This window comes from Roseateles microcysteis (assembly GCF_036880965.1).
In the GTDB taxonomy this organism is placed as follows: domain Bacteria; phylum Pseudomonadota; class Gammaproteobacteria; order Burkholderiales; family Burkholderiaceae_C; genus JAUASW01.
Genome location: NZ_JBAJMV010000002.1, coordinates 726,827 through 747,679, shown reverse-complemented (window position 1 = coordinate 747,679; position 20,853 = coordinate 726,827). Strand labels below are relative to the sequence as shown.

14 protein-coding genes are annotated in these 20,853 nt (G+C 65.9%); 5 read left to right on the top strand and 9 right to left on the bottom strand.

Translation table 11 applies throughout. The annotated features are described in order from the left end of the window. Nucleotides 1-86 precede the first annotated feature (86 nt). Nucleotides 87-995 (bottom strand): LysR family transcriptional regulator, encoded by a 909-nt coding sequence (locus V3596_RS08355; RefSeq protein WP_334277220.1) that lies wholly within the window; start codon nt 993-995, stop codon nt 87-89. A 130-nt stretch (nt 996-1,125) separates the two neighbouring features. On the opposite strand from V3596_RS08355, the gene V3596_RS08350 reads away from it, so the two are divergent. After that, nucleotides 1,126-2,124 (top strand): zinc-dependent alcohol dehydrogenase family protein, encoded by a 999-nt coding sequence (locus V3596_RS08350; RefSeq protein WP_334277218.1) that lies wholly within the window; start codon nt 1,126-1,128, stop codon nt 2,122-2,124. A gap of 6 nt (nt 2,125-2,130) precedes the next feature. On the opposite strand, the gene V3596_RS08345 is transcribed toward V3596_RS08350, so the two are convergent. From V3596_RS08345 to V3596_RS08310, 8 genes are all read right to left on the bottom strand, one after another. Beyond that, nucleotides 2,131-2,373: a glutaredoxin family protein gene (locus V3596_RS08345; protein WP_334277217.1), complete on the bottom strand. Its 243-nt coding sequence runs from the start codon at nt 2,371-2,373 to the stop codon at nt 2,131-2,133. A gap of 9 nt (nt 2,374-2,382) precedes the next feature. Next, nucleotides 2,383-3,270, bottom strand: a complete 888-nt coding sequence (locus V3596_RS08340) for an aldo/keto reductase (RefSeq protein ID WP_334277216.1) — start codon at nt 3,268-3,270, stop codon at nt 2,383-2,385. Further along, complete coding sequence (locus tag V3596_RS08335; RefSeq protein WP_334277215.1) at nt 3,267-5,669, bottom strand: alpha-amylase family glycosyl hydrolase; 2,403 nt, start codon at nt 5,667-5,669, stop codon at nt 3,267-3,269. Before V3596_RS08335 ends, V3596_RS08340 begins: the two co-directional genes overlap by 4 nt. Further along, nucleotides 5,666-7,237 carry a glycoside hydrolase family 13 protein gene (locus V3596_RS08330; protein ID WP_334277214.1) on the bottom strand — a complete coding sequence of 524 codons (1,572 nt, stop codon included), beginning with the start codon at nt 7,235-7,237 and terminating at the stop codon, nt 5,666-5,668. Before V3596_RS08330 ends, V3596_RS08335 begins: the two co-directional genes overlap by 4 nt. After that, nucleotides 7,234-8,124 (bottom strand): maltose ABC transporter permease MalG, encoded by an 891-nt coding sequence (gene malG, locus V3596_RS08325; protein WP_334277212.1) that lies wholly within the window; start codon nt 8,122-8,124, stop codon nt 7,234-7,236. Before malG ends, V3596_RS08330 begins: the two co-directional genes overlap by 4 nt. A gap of 95 nt (nt 8,125-8,219) precedes the next feature. Continuing rightward, nucleotides 8,220-9,836: a maltose ABC transporter permease MalF gene (gene malF, locus V3596_RS08320; RefSeq protein ID WP_334277211.1), complete on the bottom strand. Its 1,617-nt coding sequence runs from the start codon at nt 9,834-9,836 to the stop codon at nt 8,220-8,222. Between the two features lie 14 nt (nt 9,837-9,850). Then, nucleotides 9,851-11,035: a maltose/maltodextrin ABC transporter substrate-binding protein MalE gene (malE, locus tag V3596_RS08315; protein ID WP_334277210.1), complete on the bottom strand. Its 1,185-nt coding sequence runs from the start codon at nt 11,033-11,035 to the stop codon at nt 9,851-9,853. Then, on the bottom strand, nt 11,032-12,150 hold the full coding sequence (locus V3596_RS08310; protein ID WP_334277372.1) for an ABC transporter ATP-binding protein: 1,119 nt from the start codon (nt 12,148-12,150) through the stop codon (nt 11,032-11,034). The genes malE and V3596_RS08310 overlap by 4 nt, the downstream gene beginning before the upstream one ends. A 310-nt stretch (nt 12,151-12,460) precedes the next feature. On the opposite strand from V3596_RS08310, the gene V3596_RS08305 reads away from it, so the two are divergent. Genes V3596_RS08305 through malQ form a run of 4 tightly spaced genes read left to right on the top strand, consistent with a single transcriptional unit; the run spans nt 12,461 to nt 20,805 of the window. After that, on the top strand, nt 12,461-14,950 hold the full coding sequence (locus V3596_RS08305; RefSeq protein WP_334277209.1) for a glycogen/starch/alpha-glucan phosphorylase: 2,490 nt from the start codon (nt 12,461-12,463) through the stop codon (nt 14,948-14,950). A gap of 27 nt (nt 14,951-14,977) precedes the next feature. Continuing rightward, nucleotides 14,978-17,173 carry a 1,4-alpha-glucan branching protein GlgB gene (glgB, locus tag V3596_RS08300; RefSeq protein WP_334277208.1) on the top strand — a complete coding sequence of 732 codons (2,196 nt, stop codon included), beginning with the start codon at nt 14,978-14,980 and terminating at the stop codon, nt 17,171-17,173. After that, complete coding sequence (gene glgX / locus V3596_RS08295; RefSeq protein WP_416383967.1) at nt 17,170-19,263, top strand: glycogen debranching protein GlgX; 2,094 nt, start codon at nt 17,170-17,172, stop codon at nt 19,261-19,263. The genes glgB and glgX overlap by 4 nt, the downstream gene beginning before the upstream one ends. Nucleotides 19,264-19,290: 27 nt before the next feature. Next, a complete protein-coding gene (malQ, locus tag V3596_RS08290; protein WP_334277206.1) occupies nt 19,291-20,805 on the top strand; it encodes a 4-alpha-glucanotransferase in 1,515 nt (504 codons plus the stop codon). Nucleotides 20,806-20,853: the final 48 nt, after the last annotated feature.

The window sequence follows — 20,853 nt, the reverse complement described above, 5'->3', positions numbered from 1 at the left end:
ACTCAAGATTTTGCTGAATTTTCAGGAATTTCTGAAAGTTCAGCAAGCTCAAGCTGAATCGCCCGATCAAGGCAAGGGTTGTCGGCTCAGGCCGAGCTGGCGCTCAGCCGCTCGACCAGGAACTCCACCGCCACCCGTACCTTGGGTATTCGGTAGCGGGTCTGCAGGTAGAGCAGGTAGATGCCGGCCTCGCCGCCGCGGCCGACAGACACGGGCTGGTCCAGCGTGATGGCCTGGAGCTCGCCGCGCCGGAAGTAGTCCACCAGCGCCCATTCCGACAACAGCACGATGCCCTGGTGCCGGCAGGCCATGGCAATCAGGCTGGCGCCGTCGTTGCTGATGAAGGCAGGTGTGACCGGCACCTCGTGCCAGCCGTCATCGCCCAGCCCCTGCCACTTGATCACGGCGTTCGGGCCGCGGTACATCAGCGCGCGGTGGCCTGCGAGGTCGTCCAGCGTGCGGGGTGTGCCGGCCCGCTCCAGGTATTGCGGCGAGGCAGCCAGCACGAAACGGTTCGGGTCCAGGCGACGGGCGACGACGCGGTCCTGCGGCTGGCGGCCACCGCGGATCGCGATGTCAATCTGGTCGCGCCCCAGCTCCACCAGGGCATCGCTCAGGTGCACGTCCAGCACGATGTCGGGATAGCGCTCGCCGAAGTCCTGCAGCGCTGGCATCAGGAGGCGCTGGCCATAGCCGGGCATGGCGCTGATGCGCAGGGTGCCGCTGGGCGTGCTGGAGTGCTGGCCCACCAGCTCATCGGCATCGTCCAGCTGCGCCAGGCCCGGCCGCACCTGCTCCAGGTAGAGCGCGCCGGCCTCGGTCAGGCGCACGGTGCGCGTCGTCCGGTGCAGCAGCTCGATGCCCAAGCTCGCTTCCAGGTCGGTGATGCGCCGCGAGATCGAGGAGGCCGGCACGCCGAAGGCCCGGGCCGCCCGCGAGAAGCTCAGGGTGTCGGCCACCTTGACCAGGTACTGAAGGGCGCGCAGCTTGTCCATCGTGGGCTCTTGATCATTGCCATTGCGACAAAAGATTTTGCCGAATATGACGGATTCCGTCTTGAGACCGGCAGGCCTAGCATTCGGTCATCGCAGTACAGACGCCGAAACCGGCTAGCAGGACCTCACCATGACAACGATGCTCAAAGCCCAGTACAACGAACGCGGCCCGGTGCCGCAGGCCGTGATCGCGGCCGTGCCTTTCGAACGCCCGACCCTTTCGCAAGGCCAGGCCCTGGTGGCCGTGCTGGCCGCACCCATCAACCCGAGCGATGTGCTGACCCTGACCGGCCAGTACGGCATCCTGCCGCCGCTGCCTGCCGTCGGTGGCAGCGAGGGCGTGGGCCGGGTCGTCGAACTGGGCCCGGACACCCAAGGCCCGGCCATTGGCCAGACCGTGCTGCTGCCGGCCGGCTCGGGCACCTGGGCCACGCATCTGGTGGCACCGGCCGCGCGCCTGATTCCGCTGCCGAACGGCGCCGACCCGCAGCAGCTGGCCATGCTGACCGTCAATCCGCCGACGGCCTCGCTGCTGCTCAGCGACTTCGCCACCTTGCAGCCGGGCGACTGGGTGATCCAGAACAGCGCCAACTCAGGCGTGGGCAGCTACGTGGTGCAACTGGCCAAGCTGCGCGGACTGAAGACCGTGAATATCGTGCGCCGCGAGTCGGCCATCGCCGGCGTGCTGGTACAGGGCGGCGATGTGGTGCTGGTCGATGGCGACGACCTGGCCGAGCGGGTCAAGGCCGCCACCGCAGGCGCGCCGATCAAGCTGGGCATTGATGCCGTCGGCGGCAAGGCGACGATGCGCCTGGCCGGCACGCTGACCGAGAGCGCCGTGGTGGTGAACTACGGTGCCTTGAGCGGCGAGCCCTGCATCGTGTCGCCGCGCGAGCTGGTGTTCCGCGACGTGAGCTTGAAGGGCTTCTGGCTGGCGCGCTGGTTCCGCACCACGCCGCAGCCCCAGCAGTTCGCACTGCTGACCGAACTGGCCGGCCTGATTGCGGCCGGCAAGCTGAGCACGCCGATCCAGGCGAGCTACGACGTGGCGCAGATCAAGGAAGCGGTGGCTGCCGCTGCCGCTGGCGAGCGCCAGGGCAAGATCCTGATCGTGCCTGCCCAGGCCTGAATCAGCTCACAGCTTGAGCTGCGCAAACGCGGCCTGCAGCCCGGCCACGCCGCCCACGCGCTGGTCGTTGATGAAGACCTGGGGCATGGACCGGACCGAGGGACCGCATTTGGCGTAGAAGGCCATGCGCTGCTCCTCGTCCTCGATCCTGATTTCCTCGAAGCCCAGGTTCCGGGCCTTCAGAAGCATCTTGACGCTGTCGCACTGCGGGCAGGCTGACTTGGAGTAGACGACGATTTTGAGTTCCATGCGGACAGTCTAGATCAGGCCCTTCCAGCCCCGCTCCTGATGCAGAAAGGCCTGGCGCATCAGGTGCTGCTGGCTGGCCGGCAGCGGACCTTGTTCGATGGCCGCGAGGTTGTGCTTGAAATGCGCGAGCTTCCCGGTGCCGACGATGGTGCTGGAGACGCCGGGCAGGAAGGCGGTGAAGCGCAAGGCCAAGGCGTTCCAGTCTGCCTCCGGGATGGCCGTGGGCAGCCCCATCGCCTGCCAGCGGTCCCAGTAGATGCCTTCGGCATAGGCCTCGGGCCGCTCGCTCATGCGCCAGATCGCGCCGGCCACCGGCCGTTTGGCGATCACAGCCACGCCCAGGCGTTGCGCTTCCGGCAGGCGCACCGGCAGGTTGACCTGGTCGCAGACGCTGACCGAGGTCTGCAGCGAGCCGAACTGGCCGCTGGCCAGCGCGAAATCGATCTCGGCGTTGTCGCCCGAGTAGGCCGCCACGCGCAGCTTGCCGGCTGACCTGCAGTCCTGCAGCGCGCGCGTCACCTCGCCTTGCTCAAGGGTGCCAAGCGGGCATGAGTGCAGATGGACGATGTCCAGCACGTCGGTGCGCATCAGGCGCAGCGCGCGCTCCACACCTTGCACGATGCAGTCGTAGGTCCAGTCGGGCACGCCTTCGACGCCGTAGCCCACCTTGGTTGACAGCACGAAGTCCTGGCGGCGATGGGCAATGTGACGGCCAATGCGCTCCTCCGACAGGCCGTAGCCGCGCGCGGTGTCGATCAGGTTGACACCCAGGTCCAGCACCTCATTGAGCAGGCGACCGGCCTCCTCTTCGCTGGTGCGCTCATCGTTGATGTGCATGGCGCCGAAGCCCAAGGGGCTGACACGCAGGCCGGTTTGGCCGAAGTCTTGGAGGTTCATGGCGCAGAGATCAGGACGGCACCGGACAGCGGCGCGAGAGTGAGAGTCAGCGAGCCATCGGCACCGACTTGGTAGGTTCTCTTGCTCAAGGCATCGCGCAGACGCTTGCCGTGCAGCTCGACTGGCAGCTTGAGCCTGACGCTGCGCGCTGCGGTGGCGTTGTTCGTCGCGGTGACGGCCCAGCTCTCGCCATCCTGGCGGGCCAGCGCAATCACATGGGCATCAAGGTGGATGGGTGCGCTGATCGAGCCATGGCGCAGCACGGCGTGATCGTTGCGCATCGCGGTGAGGCGCTTGAAGTCTGCGAGCAAGGCTTCGTCGGGCTTGCCGCCTTCGTCGGCCCAGGGGTAGGCCGCGCGGTTCAGCGGGTCATCGCCGCCAGCCAGGCCCACTTCGTCGCCGTAGTAGATCGTCGGCGAGCCGGGGAAGCTCATCTGGAACAGCACGGCCAGCTTGAGGCGCTGCTTGGCCTCTTTGAGCTTTTGCGGATCATCATCGTTGTGATAGCCGAAGTGATGCAGCGCGCGGGCCTGGTCATGCGTTGAGAGGAGGTTCATCAAGGCATAGAAGGCCTGCGGCGGATACGCCTCGCGCATCAGCTCGATATTGGCGTAGAGCGCCTTTGCATCGCCGCCGGCTGCGTATTCCAGCAGCGCATTGCGGAAGATGTAGTTCATCGTCGAGTCGAAGGTGTCGCCGAGGAAGTACTTGCTGGCGTCGAACCAGGTCTCCGCAACCGTCAAGGCATCCGGCCTGTGGTTCTTGACCGCCTTGCGCCACTCGCGCCAGAAGTCGTCCGGCACCCAGGGTGCCACGTCCATGCGCCAGCCGGCCGCGCCGCGGTCCAGCCATTGCTTCATCACCGATTCGGGGTTGCCATAGGCGAATGCGCGGAAGGCCGGCGAAGCCTTGTCGATCTCTGGCAGGTCCAGCACGCCGACCCAGCCCTTGTATTGCTTGTCGGGGGCGGTCTGTTTGGCGTCGAAGGTGAACCAGCTGGCGTATGGTGAATCCGGATTGATCTTGCCGTTGTCGAAAGCACCGCCCGGCTTGAAGTTGCCGAAGCGGTTGAAGTAGGGCGAGTCCTGGCCAACGTGATTGAGCGATGTGTCCGGAATCACGCGGATGCCGCGCTTGGCGGCTTCGGCGCAGAGCCGCTCGAAGTCCGCGTTCGTGCCGAAGGCCGGGTCGATCTGTGTGTAGTCGCCGGTGTCGTACTTGTGGTTGCTGGCCGCTCGGAACACCGGCGTCATGTAGATCGCGTTGGCGCCCAGCGACTTGATGTAGTCGAGCTTGTCGATGATGCCGGCCAGGTCGCCACCGAAGAAGTCATTGTTGGGCAGCGCGTCGGAGCCGTCGCCCGAGGCCGGCTTCCAGGGTTTGTCGAGCCAGTTTTTGTGCAGCTCCACGGTCTTGTCGTGATAGCGGTCGCGGCCTGGCTGCGGGTCGTTGCTTCGGTCGCCGTTGCGGAAGCGCTCCGGGAAGACGTAGTAGTAGACGATGTCGCGCGCCCAGCTCGGCACCTTGAAGTCCGCCGCGTACACGGTCTGGCGATAACGACGAATGCGCTTGTCGTCGGCTGGCTTGTCTTCCGTCAGCCCGAGGCCCATCGTGCCCTTCTCGCGCGTCCAGAACACCTTGTCGCGGTTGTTGCCGTAGACGTAGGCGCGGCCGGCAATGCGGGCCTCGAAGTGATAGCCGTAGATGGCGGGCTCGGTGAAGCGATGGCGGACGGTCCAGCGCTCGCGCTTGCCCTCGGTCGCACGGCTCATCGGCAGGCGTGCGAGCGGCAGGTACTCCAGCACTTCCTGGTTGCCTTCCAGGCGACGCTTGGCCACGACCAGTTCAAGCTGCTCGACGCCGGGCAGGGCACTGATGGAGAAGGCCACTTCGCTGCCGGCGGTCACGGCGCCGAAGGGCTGCTTGTCGGCGATCGAGCGTGAGTCGAAGCGCAGGCTGCGCGCCACCGCATTGCCCACGGCAGGCACGGGCTTGGTCGCAGGCAGCTTGCCGGCGAAGGGCAGGATCTGCAGGCTCGGAGCCAGGCCGTCCAGGCGCAGCGTCAGCTTGTAGCCGCCCTTGAAATGCTGGCTCATCGCCGGGCCCTTCAATTGCAGCTGCGCAGGCTTGCCGCCGAAGTCGGCGTCGGCCGACCAGTCTTCGTCGCCGACCTTGAACTGATGCTCGCCCTCCAGGCGCACATGCAGCTCGTAGCGGTCGCAGACATAGCTGAAGCGTTGCGCATCTTCTGCGCTCCAGCCATTGAAGCTGCCGCGCAGGAAGAGTTCGCGCTGGCCCAGTGGCGAGGCCTGGCACTTGGCCGCCGCCATGGCTGGCCGAACGGGCAGGGTGGCAGAGGCGACCAGCATGGTCGCCAGCATCAACAGGAACTTGCTCATTGAACTCGCTTGTAGCGGTTGTAGCCACCCAGGGCCTTGGGCCTGGGTTGCAGCAGCAGCGCGCTGTGCGGTGGCATGTCGACGGTGATGAAGCCCGGGCCGATGGCCATGGTCGGTGCGGGCGACACCAGGCCCAGCAGGTCGACCATGGGCGTGTCGTCCATCAGGTGGGCATTGGCAATCATCAGGCGCTCGCGCACTTGCTTGTCGCTTGGGTTGGCAATCACCACGCGGGTATCGAGCACCTTGTCGGTGTGGCGCTCGAAGGCGAAGAGCTGCTGCGAATCGATCAAGCGGAAGTCGCCGACGCGCAGCGCACGGTGCGTCTTGTGCAGCTGGATCAGCTTGCGGACCCAGACAAGCTCGGGGTTGTCGTCGCGCACCAGGTCCCAGCGCATCGGGCCGCGGTTTTCGGGGTCGGTGCCGCCTGTCATGCCGACCTCTGCGCCGTAGTACAGGTTCGGCGCACCGGGCAAGGTGAACTGCAGCGCCTGCACCATGCGGCGCTGCGCTGTGACCGGCAGCTGCGTGGCGATGCGCGGGATGTCGTGGTTGTCGATCACCACCCAGGACTTCAGCATCGCCTCGATGCCCGAGTCCTTCACCAGCCGCTCGGTCAGGCGGGCAGCGGCTGCCGGGGCAATGTCGCCGCGCGTCATGCTCAGCACAATGTCGCGCAGGGTGAAGTTCATCACCGCGTCCATGGACTTCAGCCATCGGTCCGGATAGTTGGCGATCTCTCCCACCACGAGCGACCCCGGTTTCTCCTTGTGGGCCGCATCCGTCAGCTCGCGAAGGTAGGCCTGGCCCAGCTCGAAGGCCGTATCCAGGCGCCAGCCATCTGCGCCATCACGGAGGTAGGAGCGAACGACCGAATCCTTGTCCAGCCAGAGATGCCGGCGCACCACCAGGTTCTCCAGCTTCAGCTCGGGCAGGTTCTGGTAGCCGGTCCAGACCAGGGCGCCGCCCTCGTACTGTGGGCCGATGGAGAACCAGTTTCGCCAAGGGCTGCTCGGGTTGGCGAAGGCGTCCTTGAAGACCGGCGCGTTGCGGCCCATGTGGTTGAACACGCCGTCCAGCACCACCTTCAGGCCGCGCTGGTGCGCGTCGGCCGCCAGGCGCTTGAAGTCTTCGCGGCTGCCGTACTCGGGGCTCACCTTCTGGAAGTCGAAGGCGTCGTACTTGTGGTTGGTCCAGGCCAGGTGGATCGGGTTCAGGTAGAGCACATCGGCACCCAGCTGCTGGATGTGTTCCAGCTTGCTTGCGGCGCTGGCGAGGTCGCCACCCCAGAACTCGAGTTCGGCCGAATTGAGCTTCTGGTCGGCCAGGTAGACGCCGGCCTTTGGCGCTTCGCTCCAGGGCTTCAGGACCTTGGGTGACGGGTAGAGCGCACGCTTGCCTTCCAGGTCTGCGGCGGGCACGAAGCGGTCCACGATGATCTGGTAGACAACGGCACCGTTGCGCCAGTCGCGCTCGCGCTTTTCAAAGGTGCCAGCCGCACCGGCCGGTGCAGCCTGGGCTGAGCTGGTAGCCGCCAGCAGCGCCAGTGCGGTGGCGAGCGCCTTCATCCCTTGACCCCACCGGCCGTGAGGCCGCTGACGATCCAGCGCTGAGCGAGCAGGAACACCGCCGTGATCGGCAGGCCCGAGAGCACGGCCGCGGCAGCGAAGTCGCCCCACAGGAAACGCTGGTCGTGCAGGAAGTACTTGGAGCCCACCGCCAGCGTGAGGTTGCCTTCTTCGCGAAGCAGGACCGAGGCCACCGGGTATTCGATGATGGTGCCGATGAAGGCCAGCACGAACACCACCATCAAGATCGGCACGGCCATTGGCAGGAGCACCATGCGGAAGGCCTGCCAATGCGTGGCGCCGTCGACCTTGGCGTTTTCCTCGATCTCGACGGGAATGGTCTCGAAATAGCCCTTGATGGTCCACACATGCGTGGCCACGCCGCCGAGGTAGGCCAGCACCAGGCCGGCGTGTGTCTCCAGGCCGATGGCCGGCACATAGGTGCCTATGGTCTCGAAGATCGCGTAGATGGCCACCAGCGCCAGCACGGCCGGGAACATCTGCAGGAGCAGCATGGAGTTGAGGATGGGCGTCTTGAAGCGGAATTTCAGGCGCGCGAAGCCATAGGCAGCCGTGGTCGAGATGGCCACGATCAGGAAGGCAGCCACGGTGGCCACCTTGATCGAATTCCATAGCCAGGTCAGCACCGGAAAGGGCGGCTGCACCAGGCTGCCGTCGGCGGCCTGGTAAGGGATGCCCAGCGCCAGCTTCCAGTGCTCCAGGCTGATCTCGGTCGGTATCAGGCTGCCGGTGGCGAAATTGCCGGGCCTGAGCGAAATCGACACCACCGCCAAGAGCGGGAACAGCGTCAGCGCCAGGAAGACCCAGAGCAGCGCGTGGGCGCCGAACACCCGCCAGCGGGCTTGCTTGCCTCGAACGATTGCCATGTCAATGCCCGCCCGGCCGCCCGAAGGGCATTGAGCGCCCCCTCGGGGGGCAGAGAACAGAGTGAACGTGGGGGCTCATTGCCGTGTTCCTTGCTTTACTGGTTGGCCTTTTTCATCAATCGGAGATTGATGAGCGACATCGCCGCGACGAGGACGAAGATCAGCGTCGAGATCGCTGCCGCCAGGCCGAAGTCGGTGCCCGAATCGCGGAAGGCGATGCGGTAGGTGTAGGACACCAGGATGTCGGTTTGGCCCGCCGGGATCTTGCTGCTGAGGTAGTCGGGCCGGCCGTCGGTCAGGAGCGCGATCAACACGAAGTTGTTGAAGTTGAAGGCGAAGGCGCTGACCAGCAGCGGCGCCAGCGGCTTGATGATCAAGGGCGCCGTGATCTTGAAGAAGTTGGTGAGCGGGCCGGCGCCGGCCAGGGCCGAGGCCTCGTACAGATCCGCGGGAATGGCCTTCAGGAGGCCCGAGCACAGGATCATGATGTAGGGGTAGCCCAGCCACACGTTCACGATCACCAGCATGATCTTGGCCAGCAGCGGGTCGGCAAACCATGCGGGCTTGATGCCGACAAGGGCATCAAGGATGGCGTTGATCTCGCCGAAGTTCTGGTTGAACAAGCCCTTGAACACCAGGATGGAGATGAAGCCCGGCACCGCATAGGGCAGGAACAGCAGGGTGCGGTAGGTGCCGCGCAAGCGCAGGTCCTCCCAGTTCAGCATCACGGCGAGCAGCATGCCGATCGCGGTGGAGAACAGCACGGTGCTGAGCGAGAAGATCACCGTCCAGCTGAAGATGGCGAGGAAGGGCCCGCGGAAGTCTTCGTTCAAGAGCATGCGGGCGTAGTTCTGCCCGCCGACCAGCACCTTGAAGCCGGGCTGCAGCTGCTCGCCCGCGGTGCTCTCGAAGAAGCCGGTGTCGCGATTGGGCTTGTAGAGCTGACCGTCGGCCAAGCGCTTCAGGTTGCCATCAGGCTGGGCTTCCCAGTAGCGCCGGATCGGGCCGAACTCGCGCAGGCCCAGGTAGTGCAGGGTGTCAGCCTGACCGGGCATCTGCAAGAGCAGTTGCGACAAGGCCTCGCGGTGCGTGATCAGCTCGCGCAGTGGCAGGGCGGCTTGCAAGGGGCTGCTCAGGGGCAGCGGCTCAGCCGCCACGTCGCGCATCTCGACCTTCAGCTCGCCCTTGGCCTTGCGCAATGCCAGCGGCGAGGAGACGAAGCGCGGCTCACCGCTGGCAGCGTCGCGCAGCACGAGCCGGAACTCTGCGCCATCGGCATGCAGGCTGAAGGGCTGGACCTGCCCTTCAACGGCATCGCGCTGCTCCAGCAGGTACTCGCGCACCCGCTCTTCGCTGAGCAGGTGGGCCGACGAATAGTTGGTGAAGCCGATCACCGCCGTGTAGACCAGCGGAAAGGCGATGAACACCAGCATGCCGGCGATGCCGGGGAACAGGTAGCGCGCGGCGAAAGCCACCTTGCTCACGTAGACGTAGAAGAAGGCGGCGAAAAGTGCCAGCAGACCCAGTGCCCAGAAGGTCTGGCCCGAGGCATGGACCATGAATACCAGGTAGAGCGAGGCCAGTATGGCCGCGAGGGTGAGCGGCCAGCGCAGGAGGCGGGCCGCCTTCTCCAGCGGGCCGGGTGGCAGCTGGCTGTAGGCGATGCGGTGCGCGGTGGTGGACATCGTGGCGGAAGTGGTGGAGGCGTTCATTGCGGACTCACTCCTCACTTCGCCGTCTTCAAAAGCATGCGGCCGGCGGCGCCGGCCAGTGCGTCCTGCGGGCTCTGCAGCCCGTTGGTGATGGCTTCCAGCGCGGCGTCCATCGCGGTCCAGAAGCGGCCCACCTCGGGGATGTTGGGGATCGGTTCGCCGGCGCGGGCGTTGTCCATGCTGGCCTTGATCAGGGGGTTCACGGCCAGCTCGGCATAGAAGGCCTTGTTGGCCGGCACGCCGATCGGCACATCGGCATCGAGGATCTTCAAGGCCTCGGGGCGCATCAGGTGGTTCTCGATGAACTCGACGGCGATGTCCTTGAGCTTGCTCGGTGCCGAGACCATGCAGCCCAGCACGCCCACGAAGGGCTTGGAGGGATGGCCCGGCACCACGGCAGGAATCGCGGCCACGCCGAAGTCGATCTTGGCGCGCCGCGCGTTGTCCCAGGCCCAGGGGCCGGAGATCATCATCGCCACCTGGCCGCGGGCAAAGCCGGTTTCCATCTCGGAGTAGCGGGCGCCCTTGGGCATGTGGCCCTGCTTGACCAGGTGCTCCAGCATCTGCGCGCCGGCCAGTGCACCGGCATTGGCCACGCCCACCTTCTCGGCGTCGTACTCGCCCTGCGCGTCACGGTCGAACACCCGGCCGCCAGCGCCGGCCAGCAGCGGCCAGCTGAAGAAGCTCTTGTTGTAGTCCCACAGGATGGCGCGCTTGCCCTGGGCTTGCAGCTGCTTGTCGAGCGCGATCAGCTCGTCAAACGTGGCAGGCGGCGTGGGCACCAGGGCCTTGTTGTAGATCAGGCCGGTGGTCTCGATGGCGATGGGGTAGGACCAGAGCTTGCCGCGGTAGGCCATCGCCTTCCAGGCGGCTTCCTCGTTTTCTTCGCGCAGTTTCTTGCCTGGGCGGATGGCCGTCAGGAGGCCGGCCTTGGCCCATTCGCCGATGCGGTCGTGCGGCCAGCAGAAGATGTCCGGGCCCTTGCCGGCGCCGGCCGCCTGCGTGAACTTCTCGGGGGCGTCGACCGGGTGCTCGACCACGACCTTGACGCCCGAGGCCTTCTCGAAGGCATTGCCGACCTTCTGCAGGCCGTTGTAGGCCTTGTCGCCATTGATCCAGACCAGCAGCTTGGGCGAGGACTCGGCGAGCACGTCGGCGCCCCAGCCCAGCAGGGCCAGCGTGAGGAGTGCGGCCTTCATTCCCCCAGCTCCGGCGCAGCCAGACGGCGGAAGGCCGTGCCCTCGGCGTCGAACAGATACAGCGCTTCGGCCGGAAACTGCAGCTCAAGCGCCTCGCCGGCACGCAGGCGGTCGCAACCGTTGCGGCCTTCGAACTGGCAGGTCAGGGGTTCTTCCAGGCCGGGGTAGGGGAAGTACGCGAAGGTCAGGCTGCCGAGCGACTCGACGAAGGCCAAGGTGCTCTGCATCAGGTTGCTGTCACCGCCCACACGGATGTGTTCGGGCCGCACGCCCAGGGTCACCTTGTCGCCGACTTTGGCCCGGCTGGCGTCCACTAGCGCGCGCATGGTCAGGCCGCCGGCCAGCTTGATCTCGGCTTCGCCCGCCGAGACCCTGGCCAGTTCGCCAGCGAGGAAGTTCATCTTGGGGCTGCCGATGAAGCCGGCCACGAAGAGATTGCGCGGATGTTCGTACAGCTCCAGTGGCGAGCCGACCTGCTCGATCTTGCCGGCCGAGAGCACCACGATGCGGTCTGCCAGCGTCATGGCCTCGACCTGATCGTGGGTCACGTAGACCATGGTCGTCTTCAGGTCTTCGTGCAGCTTGGCGAACTCATAGCGCATGCGCACGCGCAAGGCGGCGTCGAGGTTGGAGAGCGGCTCGTCGAACAAGAAGACCTCGGGCTTGCGCACGATGGCGCGGCCGATGGCCACGCGCTGGCGCTGGCCGCCCGACAGGTCCTTGGGCTTGCGGTCCAGCAGATGCTCGATGTGCAGGATCTTGGCGGCGTTGCGCACGGCGCCGTCAATCTCGTTCTTCGGTACCTTGGCCAGCTTGAGACCGAAGGCCATGTTGTCGTACAGATTCATATGCGGGTAGAGCGCATAGGACTGGAACACCATGGCGATGCCGCGCTCGGCCGGCGGCACGTCGTTCACGAGGCGGCCGCCGATGCGCAGCTCGCCGCCGGTGATCTCTTCCAGGCCGGCGATGGTGCGCAGCAGCGTGGACTTGCCGCAACCTGAAGGGCCGACGAAGACCATGAACTCGCCATCGCGAATCTCGAGGTCGATCCCGTGCAGGATCTTCACATCGCCATAGGCCTTGGCTACACCGGAAAGCTGGACGTCCGCCACTGTTGTCTCCATGCCGGCGACTTGAGGCGCGGCTTGCTGTTCTGTTGACCCCCGGTCGGATGCCCCGGGGTGGGAAGCTGGCTGGAATATACCGTTGAAAATGTAGTGTTACAACATGGCGACTACCCGAGGTTCGATGGCTGTTGGCCTAGAATTGCTGTGTCAATTTCGGAATCGGGAATTCCCGATGTAGTGAAACTACACAAAATCCGACTCTTGGGCGATACTCCGCCCCAGTCGCCGGCCGCCGAGCCGGTTCTGCGCCCGCGCCAAAGCTCCGTTGCGGCCGGGCGCGCCTGATGGAAGACCCATGAAAGCAAGCACGATCTTCGCGACTCTCAAGACCGCTGCCATGAGCTCAAGCCCCACCCCGATTCAAGCCGCCTTCAAGACCGCCCTGCAGCGCGAGCTGCGCGGCGCCGTAGACCCGGCCAGCCGGGAGGCGCTGATGCGTGCCGCCGCTGCCGCCTGTCGCGAGCAACTCGCCGAGCGCTGGGCTGCCACGCAAGCGGCAGATGCCAAGCGGGGCGTCGATGCACCTGTGCGTCGCGTGCACTACCTCTCGATGGAGTTCCTGATGGGCCGGGCCCTCGGGAATGCCATTGCCGCGCTCGGCCTCGACGAAACGCTGCGCGAAGCCTTTGCGGTGCAGGGTCAGGCCTTGCCCGATGTGCTGGAGCGCGAGAACGATGCCGCCCTGGGCAATGGCGGCCTCGGCCGCCTGGCCGCCTGCTTCCTGGATTCCTTCGCCGAGCTGGGCCTGCCGTCCTTCGGCTATGGCCTGCGCTATGAATACGGCATGTTTGCCCAAGGCATCCAGGACGGCCGACAGGTCGAGCGTCCGGACGACTGGCTGCGCCTGGGCAATGCCTGGGAGGTGCCGCGCGCCGACGTGCGCTACGCGGTCGGCTTCGGTGGCCGCGTCGAGGTCGACGCCGACGGCAGCCGCCGATGGGTGCCGGCCGAAACGCTGGTGGCACAGGCCTATGACTTCATCGTGCCGGCCCACCACAGCGAACGCGTGTCCACGCTGCGCCAATGGCATGCCAGCGCCGCAGCGCCGATCGACTTCAATGCCTTCTGCCGTGGCAGCTATGCGCAAGCGGCCAAACATCGCGTGCAGGCTGATGCGATCAATTGGGTGCTCTATCCGGACGACTCGACCGACCCCGGCCGCGAGCTGCGCCTGAAGCAGGAAGCCCTCCTGGTCAGTGCCTCCCTGCAGGATCTGATTGCGCGTCATCTGCGCGAGTTCGGCTCTCTGCACAACCTGGGCAAGGCCAACGCGATCCATTTGAATGACACGCATCCGGCACTGGCCCCGGCCGAGCTGATGCGCCTGCTGCTTGACGAGCACGGCATGGTCTGGGACGAAGCCTGGGCGATCACGCGCCAGGCGGTCTCGTACACCAACCACACGCTGATGCCCGAGGCGCTGGAGAAGTGGCCGCTGTACCTGTTTGAAGCGCTGCTGCCCCGTCATCTCGAAATCATTTACGAGATCAACCACCGCTTCATGGAAGAGCTGAAAGCCCGCTTCCCCGGCGATGAAGGGCTGATGAGCCGGGTCTCGCTGATCGAGGAAGACGGCGGCTTCGGCAGTGGCGGCGAGCGCCGTGTGCGCATGGCCCATCTGGCCATCGTGGCCTCGCATCGCGTCAATGGCGTGGCTGCGCTGCACAGCGAGCTGATGGTGCAAACCATCTTCGCCGACTACGCCCGCATCTGGCCCGAGCGCTTTCACAACGTCACCAACGGCGTGACGCCGCGCCGCTGGTTGCAGCAGGCCAATCCGGCGCTGTCTTCGCTGATCGACTCGCGCATCGGCAAGGGCTGGCGCAAGGACCTGGCGGAGCTGAGCAAGCTCAAGCCCCTCGCGGAAGATGCCGAGCTGGGTCGCCAGTTCCGTACGGTCAAGCGTGCGAACAAGGAGCGCCTGGCTGCCCTGATCCGCCGCGAGCTCGGCATTGCGGTCAACCCGGACAGCCTCTTCGATGTGCAGATCAAGCGCATCCACGAGTACAAGCGCCAGCTCCTCAACATCCTGCATGTGGTGGCGCGCTATCAGGCCATCGTGGCGAACCCGGACGCGAACTGGGTGCCACGCACCGTGGTGATCGCCGGCAAGGCGGCCTCGGCCTACCAGATGGCAAAGAGCATCATCCAGCTGGCGCATGACGTGGGCCGCGTGGTCAACAGCGACCCGCGCGTGGGCGACAAGTTGAAGCTTGTCTTCCTGCCCAACTACAGCGTCTCGCTGGCCGAGACCATCCTTCCGGCAGCGGAGTTGTCGGAGCAAATCTCGACGGCCGGCACCGAAGCTTCGGGCACCGGCAATATGAAATTCGCCCTGAACGGTGCGCTGACCATAGGCACCTGGGACGGCGCGAACATCGAGATGGCCGAGGCTTTCGGCGTCGAGAACATGTTCTCCTTCGGCCTGCGCACCGAGGCCGTGGCCAAGATCAAGTCGCTGGGCTATGACCCGCGCCTGTATGTCGAAGAGAACCGTCAGCTGAAGGCCGTGATCGACGCCATCGCTTCCGGCGAGTTCAGCGGCGGCGACACTCACCGCTACCGCGCCCTGGTCGACAAGCTCCTGGGCCACGACAGCTATCTCCTGATGGCGGACTTCGCCGACTACGTGGCGACCCAACTGCGGGTCGACGCGCTGTATCAGGACCCGGCGGCCTGGAACCGCCGTGCCATCCTCAATGTGGCCGGCATGGGCTGGTTCTCGTCGGACCGTACGATTGCGGACTATGTCGAGCGCGTCTGGTCGGTGAAGAGCCTGAGCTGACCTGGGCCCTACTGGAGAAGAGTCTGAATGCTGTCTGAATCGGAGTTGCAGGCGCTGCTCGCGGCGCGTCACCCGGACCCGTTCTCGGTGCTGGGCCTGCATGCCGATGCAGACGGCAAGCTCTGGCTGCGCGCGCTCTTGCCCGGCGCGGCCGGCGTGATGGTGCTGGAGGCCGGCACACGCAAGGTGGTGGCCAGCCTGCCGCACCGAGAGGGCGGCTTCTTCGAGGCGCCGATGGGCCGGCGTCGCAAGAAGTTCGAGTACCGCTTCCAGGTGCGCTGGGATGACGGCCATGAAGGCTGCCATGCCGACGCCTATGCATTCGGCCCGCAGCTGGAAGAGCAAGACCTGACCCTTCTGGCCCGGGGCGAGCATCCGCGGCCCTACACGCAGCTCGGTGCGCACCCTATGGAGCAGGGCGGCGAGCATCCGGTGGCTGGCGTGCGCTTCGCCGTCTGGGCGCCGAATGCGCGCCGCGTCAGCGTGGTCGGTACCTTCAACAACTGGGACGGGCGCCGCCATGTGATGCGCCTGCGCCATGGCGCCGGCATCTGGGAAATCTTCATTCCCCACATGCAGCCGGGCGATCTCTACAAGTTCGAGATCGTCGGGCCGGGGGGCAACCTCTTGCCGCCCAAGGCTGACCCTTATGCGCGTGCGTCGCAACTGCGACCCGAGACGGCCAGCATCGTGGCCGCGCCGCTGCGTGAGCCTCAGGCGCTGAGCGCCGAGCGCGTGACGGCCAACCGCCGCGATGCGGCAATCAGCATCTATGAAGTGCATGCCGCCTCATGGCGCAAGCCCGAAGGCCGCTTCCCGACCTGGGACGAGCTGGCCGCCGAACTGCCGGCCTATGCCGCCGCGATGGGCTTCACTCATCTGGAGCTGATGCCGATCAGCGAGCATCCCTTCGATGGCTCCTGGGGCTACCAGACGCTCGGCCTGTTTGCGCCGAGTGCCCGTTTCGGCCCGCCCGAGGGCTTTGCGCGCTTCGTTGCGGCCTGCCACGAGCGTGGCCTGGGCCTGCTGCTGGACTGGGTGCCTGCGCATTTCCCGTCCGATGCATTCGGCATTGCGCAGTTCGACGGCACGCACCTTTACGACTACGCCGACCCGCGCGAGGGCTTTCATCGCGACTGGAACACGCTGATCTACAACTTCGGCCGCAATGAAGTGCGCCAGTTCCTGATCGGCAACGCCCTGTACTGGACCGAGCGCTGGGGCGTGGATGGCTTGCGGGTCGATGCCGTGGCCTCCATGCTTTACCGCGACTACTCGCGCCCGGCCGGCGAATGGGTTCCGAACTCGCAAGGGGGCCGCGAGAACTTCGAGGCGATCTCGCTGATGCAGCGCATGAACGAGCGCCTGGGGCTGGAGTCGCCTGGCGCGATCACGCTGGCTGAAGAATCCACCAGCTTTCCGGGCGTTTCGCGCCCCACATCGGCCGGCGGCCTGGGCTTCCACTACAAATGGAATATGGGCTGGATGAACGACACCTTGCGCTACATGCACGAGGAGCCGATCCACCGCCAGTGGCACCACGACAAGATGACCTTCGGCCTGGTCTATGCCTTCAGCGAAAACTTCGTCTTGCCGATCTCGCATGACGAGGTGGTGCACGGCAAGGGCTCGATGCTGAACAAGATGCCTGGGGATGGTGATCCGAATGAATGGCAGAAGTTCGCCAACCTGCGTGCCTACTACGGCTTCATGTGGGGCCACCCGGGCAAGAAGCTGCTCTTCATGGGCCAGGAATTCGCGCAGCGCGATGAATGGAGCCATGAACGCCGCCTGTCCTGGGAGCTGCTGGAAGACGAGCGCCATGCCGGCGTGCAGCGGCTGGTGCGCGACCTGAACAGCATCTATCGCGAGCTGCCGGCCCTGCACAGGCTGGATTGCGAGCCGGCAGGCTTTGAGTGGCTGCAGCAGGAAGATCGCCTGCAGTCGGTGTTCGCCTGGCTGCGCCGCGACGATGTCGGCGGCGAGGTGATCGTCATCTGCAATTTCACGCCGGTGCCGCGGCCGGACTACCGGCTCGGCGTGCCGGCCGGCGCCCGGGCATGGCGCGAGCGGCTCAATACCGACTCGGCGCATTACGGCGGCAGCAATGTCGGCAATCTGGAGGGAACTTTGAAGGTCGAGAAGAAGGCCGCGAATGGTCGGCCGCAGTCGATCAGCGTCAGCCTGCCGCCGCTGGCCACACTCATCCTGGTACCTGCATGAACTTGCCAGCGCAAATCGAAGAAGGTCGGCACGAACCGCTCGGCGCTGTTGCGCGCGATGGTGGCGTCAACTTCGCCGTGGTGTCCGAGAACGCGAGCCAGATCGAGCTCTGCCTGTTCGACGGGGCTGGCCAGCGCGAGTTGCGCCGCTACAGCCTGCATGGCCCGCATGACGGCGTGTTCCACGGCTTCCTGCCGGGCGTGGGGCCTGGTCTTGTCTATGGCTTGCGGGCGCATGGCCCTTACGAGCCGCAGCAAGGCCACCGCTTCAATCCGCACAAGCTCCTGCTCGACCCGTATGCGCGCGAGATCGTGGGCCATTTCTCCTGGGCGGCCGAGCATCATGGCTATGAACTCGGGCATCCGGACGGACCGCGTTCCTTTGATGCGCGCGACAACGCCGTGCAGGCGCTCAAGGGCAGGGTGGCCGAGCCCTTGAGTGGCCTATCGCCACGCGAGAGTGCGCCTCGCCATGCACCGAATGACGTGCTCTTGTATGAGGTGCATGTCAGAGGCTTCTCGAAACTGCACCCGGAGATTCCTGCCGAACTGCAAGGCAGCTATGCCGGTCTCGCCCACCCGGCGGCCATTGCGCATTTCAAGCAGTTGGGCGTGACCACGCTTTCGCTCCTGCCGGTGCAGTATTGCGTGGACGAGCCGCACCTGCATGGCAAGGGTCTGCGCAACTACTGGGGCTACAACACCCTTGGTTTCTTCGCGCCTGACCCGCGGCTGGCCACAGCGGCGAATCGTGACGACCCAACAGCGGTGACGGCCGAGTTCCGTGCCATGGTCGAGGCCTTGCATCAGGCGGGCCTGGAGGTGGTGCTGGACGTGGTCTACAACCACACGCCCGAAGGCAATGAGTTCGGGCCGACCTTGAGTTTCCGCGGTCTCGACAACCGCCTCTGGTACCGCCTCGCTGGCGACGACAAGAGCCGCAGCGAGAACCTCACCGGCTGTGGCAACACGCTCAATGCCCAGCATCCGCGCGTGGCGCAATTCGTGCTCGACTCCTTGCGCTACTGGGTGACGGAGATGGGCGTGGACGGCTTCCGTTTCGACCTGGCGCCGGTGCTCGGTCGTACCCACCATGGCTACGAACCGCAGGCGGCCTTCTTCGCGGCGCTGCGGCAAGACCCGGTGCTGGCCGGCGTGCACCTGATCGCCGAGCCCTGGGATGCGGCATACGACGGCTATCAGCTCGGTCGCTTCCCCGGCCGCTTCCTGGAATGGAACGACAAGTTCCGCGATGCGGTGCGCGGCTACTGGTTGCAGAGCGGCAAGGTGGGGCGCGGCGAGTTCGCGCGGCGCTTCACGGCGTCCAGCGACGTGTTCCACCACGGCCAGCGCCGCCCCACGGCCTCGGTCAACTTCGTGGCGGTGCATGACGGCTACATGCTGAACGATGTGGTCAGCTACAGCCACAAGCACAACGAGCCGAACGGCGAAGGCAACCGCGATGGGCGCGACGGCGAGCTCAGCGCGAACTTCGGTGCCGAAGGGCCGAGTGACGATGCGTGCATCAACTCGACCCGCGAGCGCGTGCGCCGGGCGATGCTGGCCACCTTGATGCTGGCGCAAGGCACGCCGATGCTCAACGCCGGCGACGAGATCGCCAACAGCCAGCAAGGCAACAACAACGCCTACTGCCAGGACAACGAGATCGGCTGGCTGAACTGGGCCAGTGCCGATCTGGAGCTTGCGGCCTTCGTCGCCGAGTTGGCGCGCCTGCGTCGCAGCGAACCGCTCTTGCGCCATGGGCGCTGGTTTGCCGGCCCTGGTTCAGATAGAGCCGGCGATGCCTGCATCGCCTGGTTCAGCCCGACGGGCCACGAGATGCAGGTGCACGATTGGCACCAGGCCGACCAGCATGCGTTTGCCTGCCTGCTGCGCGGCGCCAGCGAGGCTGCACCGCGCCTGGCCATCGTGTTCAACCCCGATGCGCAGGCGCGCCCCTTCCATTTGAGCGCGCAGAGTTTTTCCGTGCTGCTGGACAGCAGCGGTGAGATCGAGAGTGGCCAGCGCATTGCCGCCGGCCAGGGATTCCAGGCACCGGCACGCAGCCTCCTGCTGCTGCGCGCTGGTTGAGATCAAAAGAGAGAGTAGAGAGACGTCATGGACCTCAACAAACGAAGCGCCGGCGTGCTGGCCCACATCACCTCGCTGCCTGGCCCAAACGGCATGGGTGACTTCGGCCCGGCCGCCTACCAGTTCGTCGATTGGCTCGCTTCGGCTGGCCAGGGCCTCTGGCAGCTCTTGCCGACCACGCCCATCGGCCCGGGTGATTCGCCCTACCAAGGCGTCTCGGCCTTCGCCGGCAGTCAGTGGATGGTGGCCTTAGAGCCGCTGGTGGAAAAGGGCTGGCTGGCCGCACCGGAATTGCCCGAAGCTGGCTTCGATGCCATGAAGGTGGACTACGGCCGCGTGCTGCCCTGGCGCGAGCAGCAGCTTCGCGCGGCCTCGGCCGGTTTCTTCGCCAAGGCCACGGCCGCTGACAGGCTGGCCTTCGCCGACTGGTGCGCCGGCCAGGCCGAGTGGCTCGACGACTACGCGCTCTTCATGGCGATCCGCTCTCCGCTGAACGGTCAGCCCTGGTGGGACTGGGCGGCGCCGCTAGCGCGCCGCGAAGCTGCTGCGATTGCCGAAGTGCGCAAGACCCACGCGGAAGAAATCGCCTTCTGGCAGTTCGTGCAATGGTGCTTCGACACGCAGATCACCGCGCTCAAGGCCTATGCGAACAGCAAGGGCGTGCACATCATGGGCGACCTGCCGATCTTTGTTGCGCACGACAGCGCCGATTGCTGGTCGCGCCCCGACCTGTACCACCTCGACAAGAATTTCCAGACCACGGTGGTGGCCGGCGTGCCGCCGGATGCGATGTCGCTGGATGGCCAGCGCTGGGGCAATCCGCTCTACCGCTGGGACAAGATGGCAGCCGAGAACTATGCTTGGTGGACCGCCCGCGTGAAGCGCGCCCTGAGCCAGGCCGATGTTTTCCGCATCGACCATTTCCGCGGCTTCGCGGGCTATTACGAGATTCCGGCGAGCAGCCCGGACGCCAAAGAGGGCCGGTGGCTCAAGGGCCCGGGCCAGGCGCTGTTCGATGCCATCGAGGCGAGCCTGGGCAAGCTGCCCATCGTGGCCGAAGACCTGGGCTTCATCACCGACGATGTGCATGAACTGCGCGACGGCTGCGGTTTCCCGGGCATGAAGATCCTGCAGTTCGCCTTTGGTGGCGAGGCCGATCACGAATTCCTGCCGCACATGTGGCCCAAGGCCAGCGTGGCGTACACCGGCACGCATGACAACGACACGGTGCGCGGCTGGTGGAACAGCGCCTCGGCACGCGAGCGGGCTTTCGCCGGCTCCTACCTCGCTTGCGGCGACCACGACGTGCACTGGGCCATGATCCGCGCCTGCTGCAACTCGGTGGCCAATATCGCGATCTTCCCGCTGCAGGACGTGCTGGGCCTCGGGGGCGAGCACCGCATGAATGTGCCGGGCATCTTGGGCGGCAACTGGGCCTGGCGATTCAAGTGGGACATGCTCGGCCAGGAGCCCGCACGCGTGCTGGGCCTGATCAGTGCGGCCAGTGGCCGTGCGCCGATTGGGCTCTTGCACCTGCCTTGAAGCGCACCCCGGGCGCTGCTGCCAGAATTGCTGCCTTCATTCTCGAAG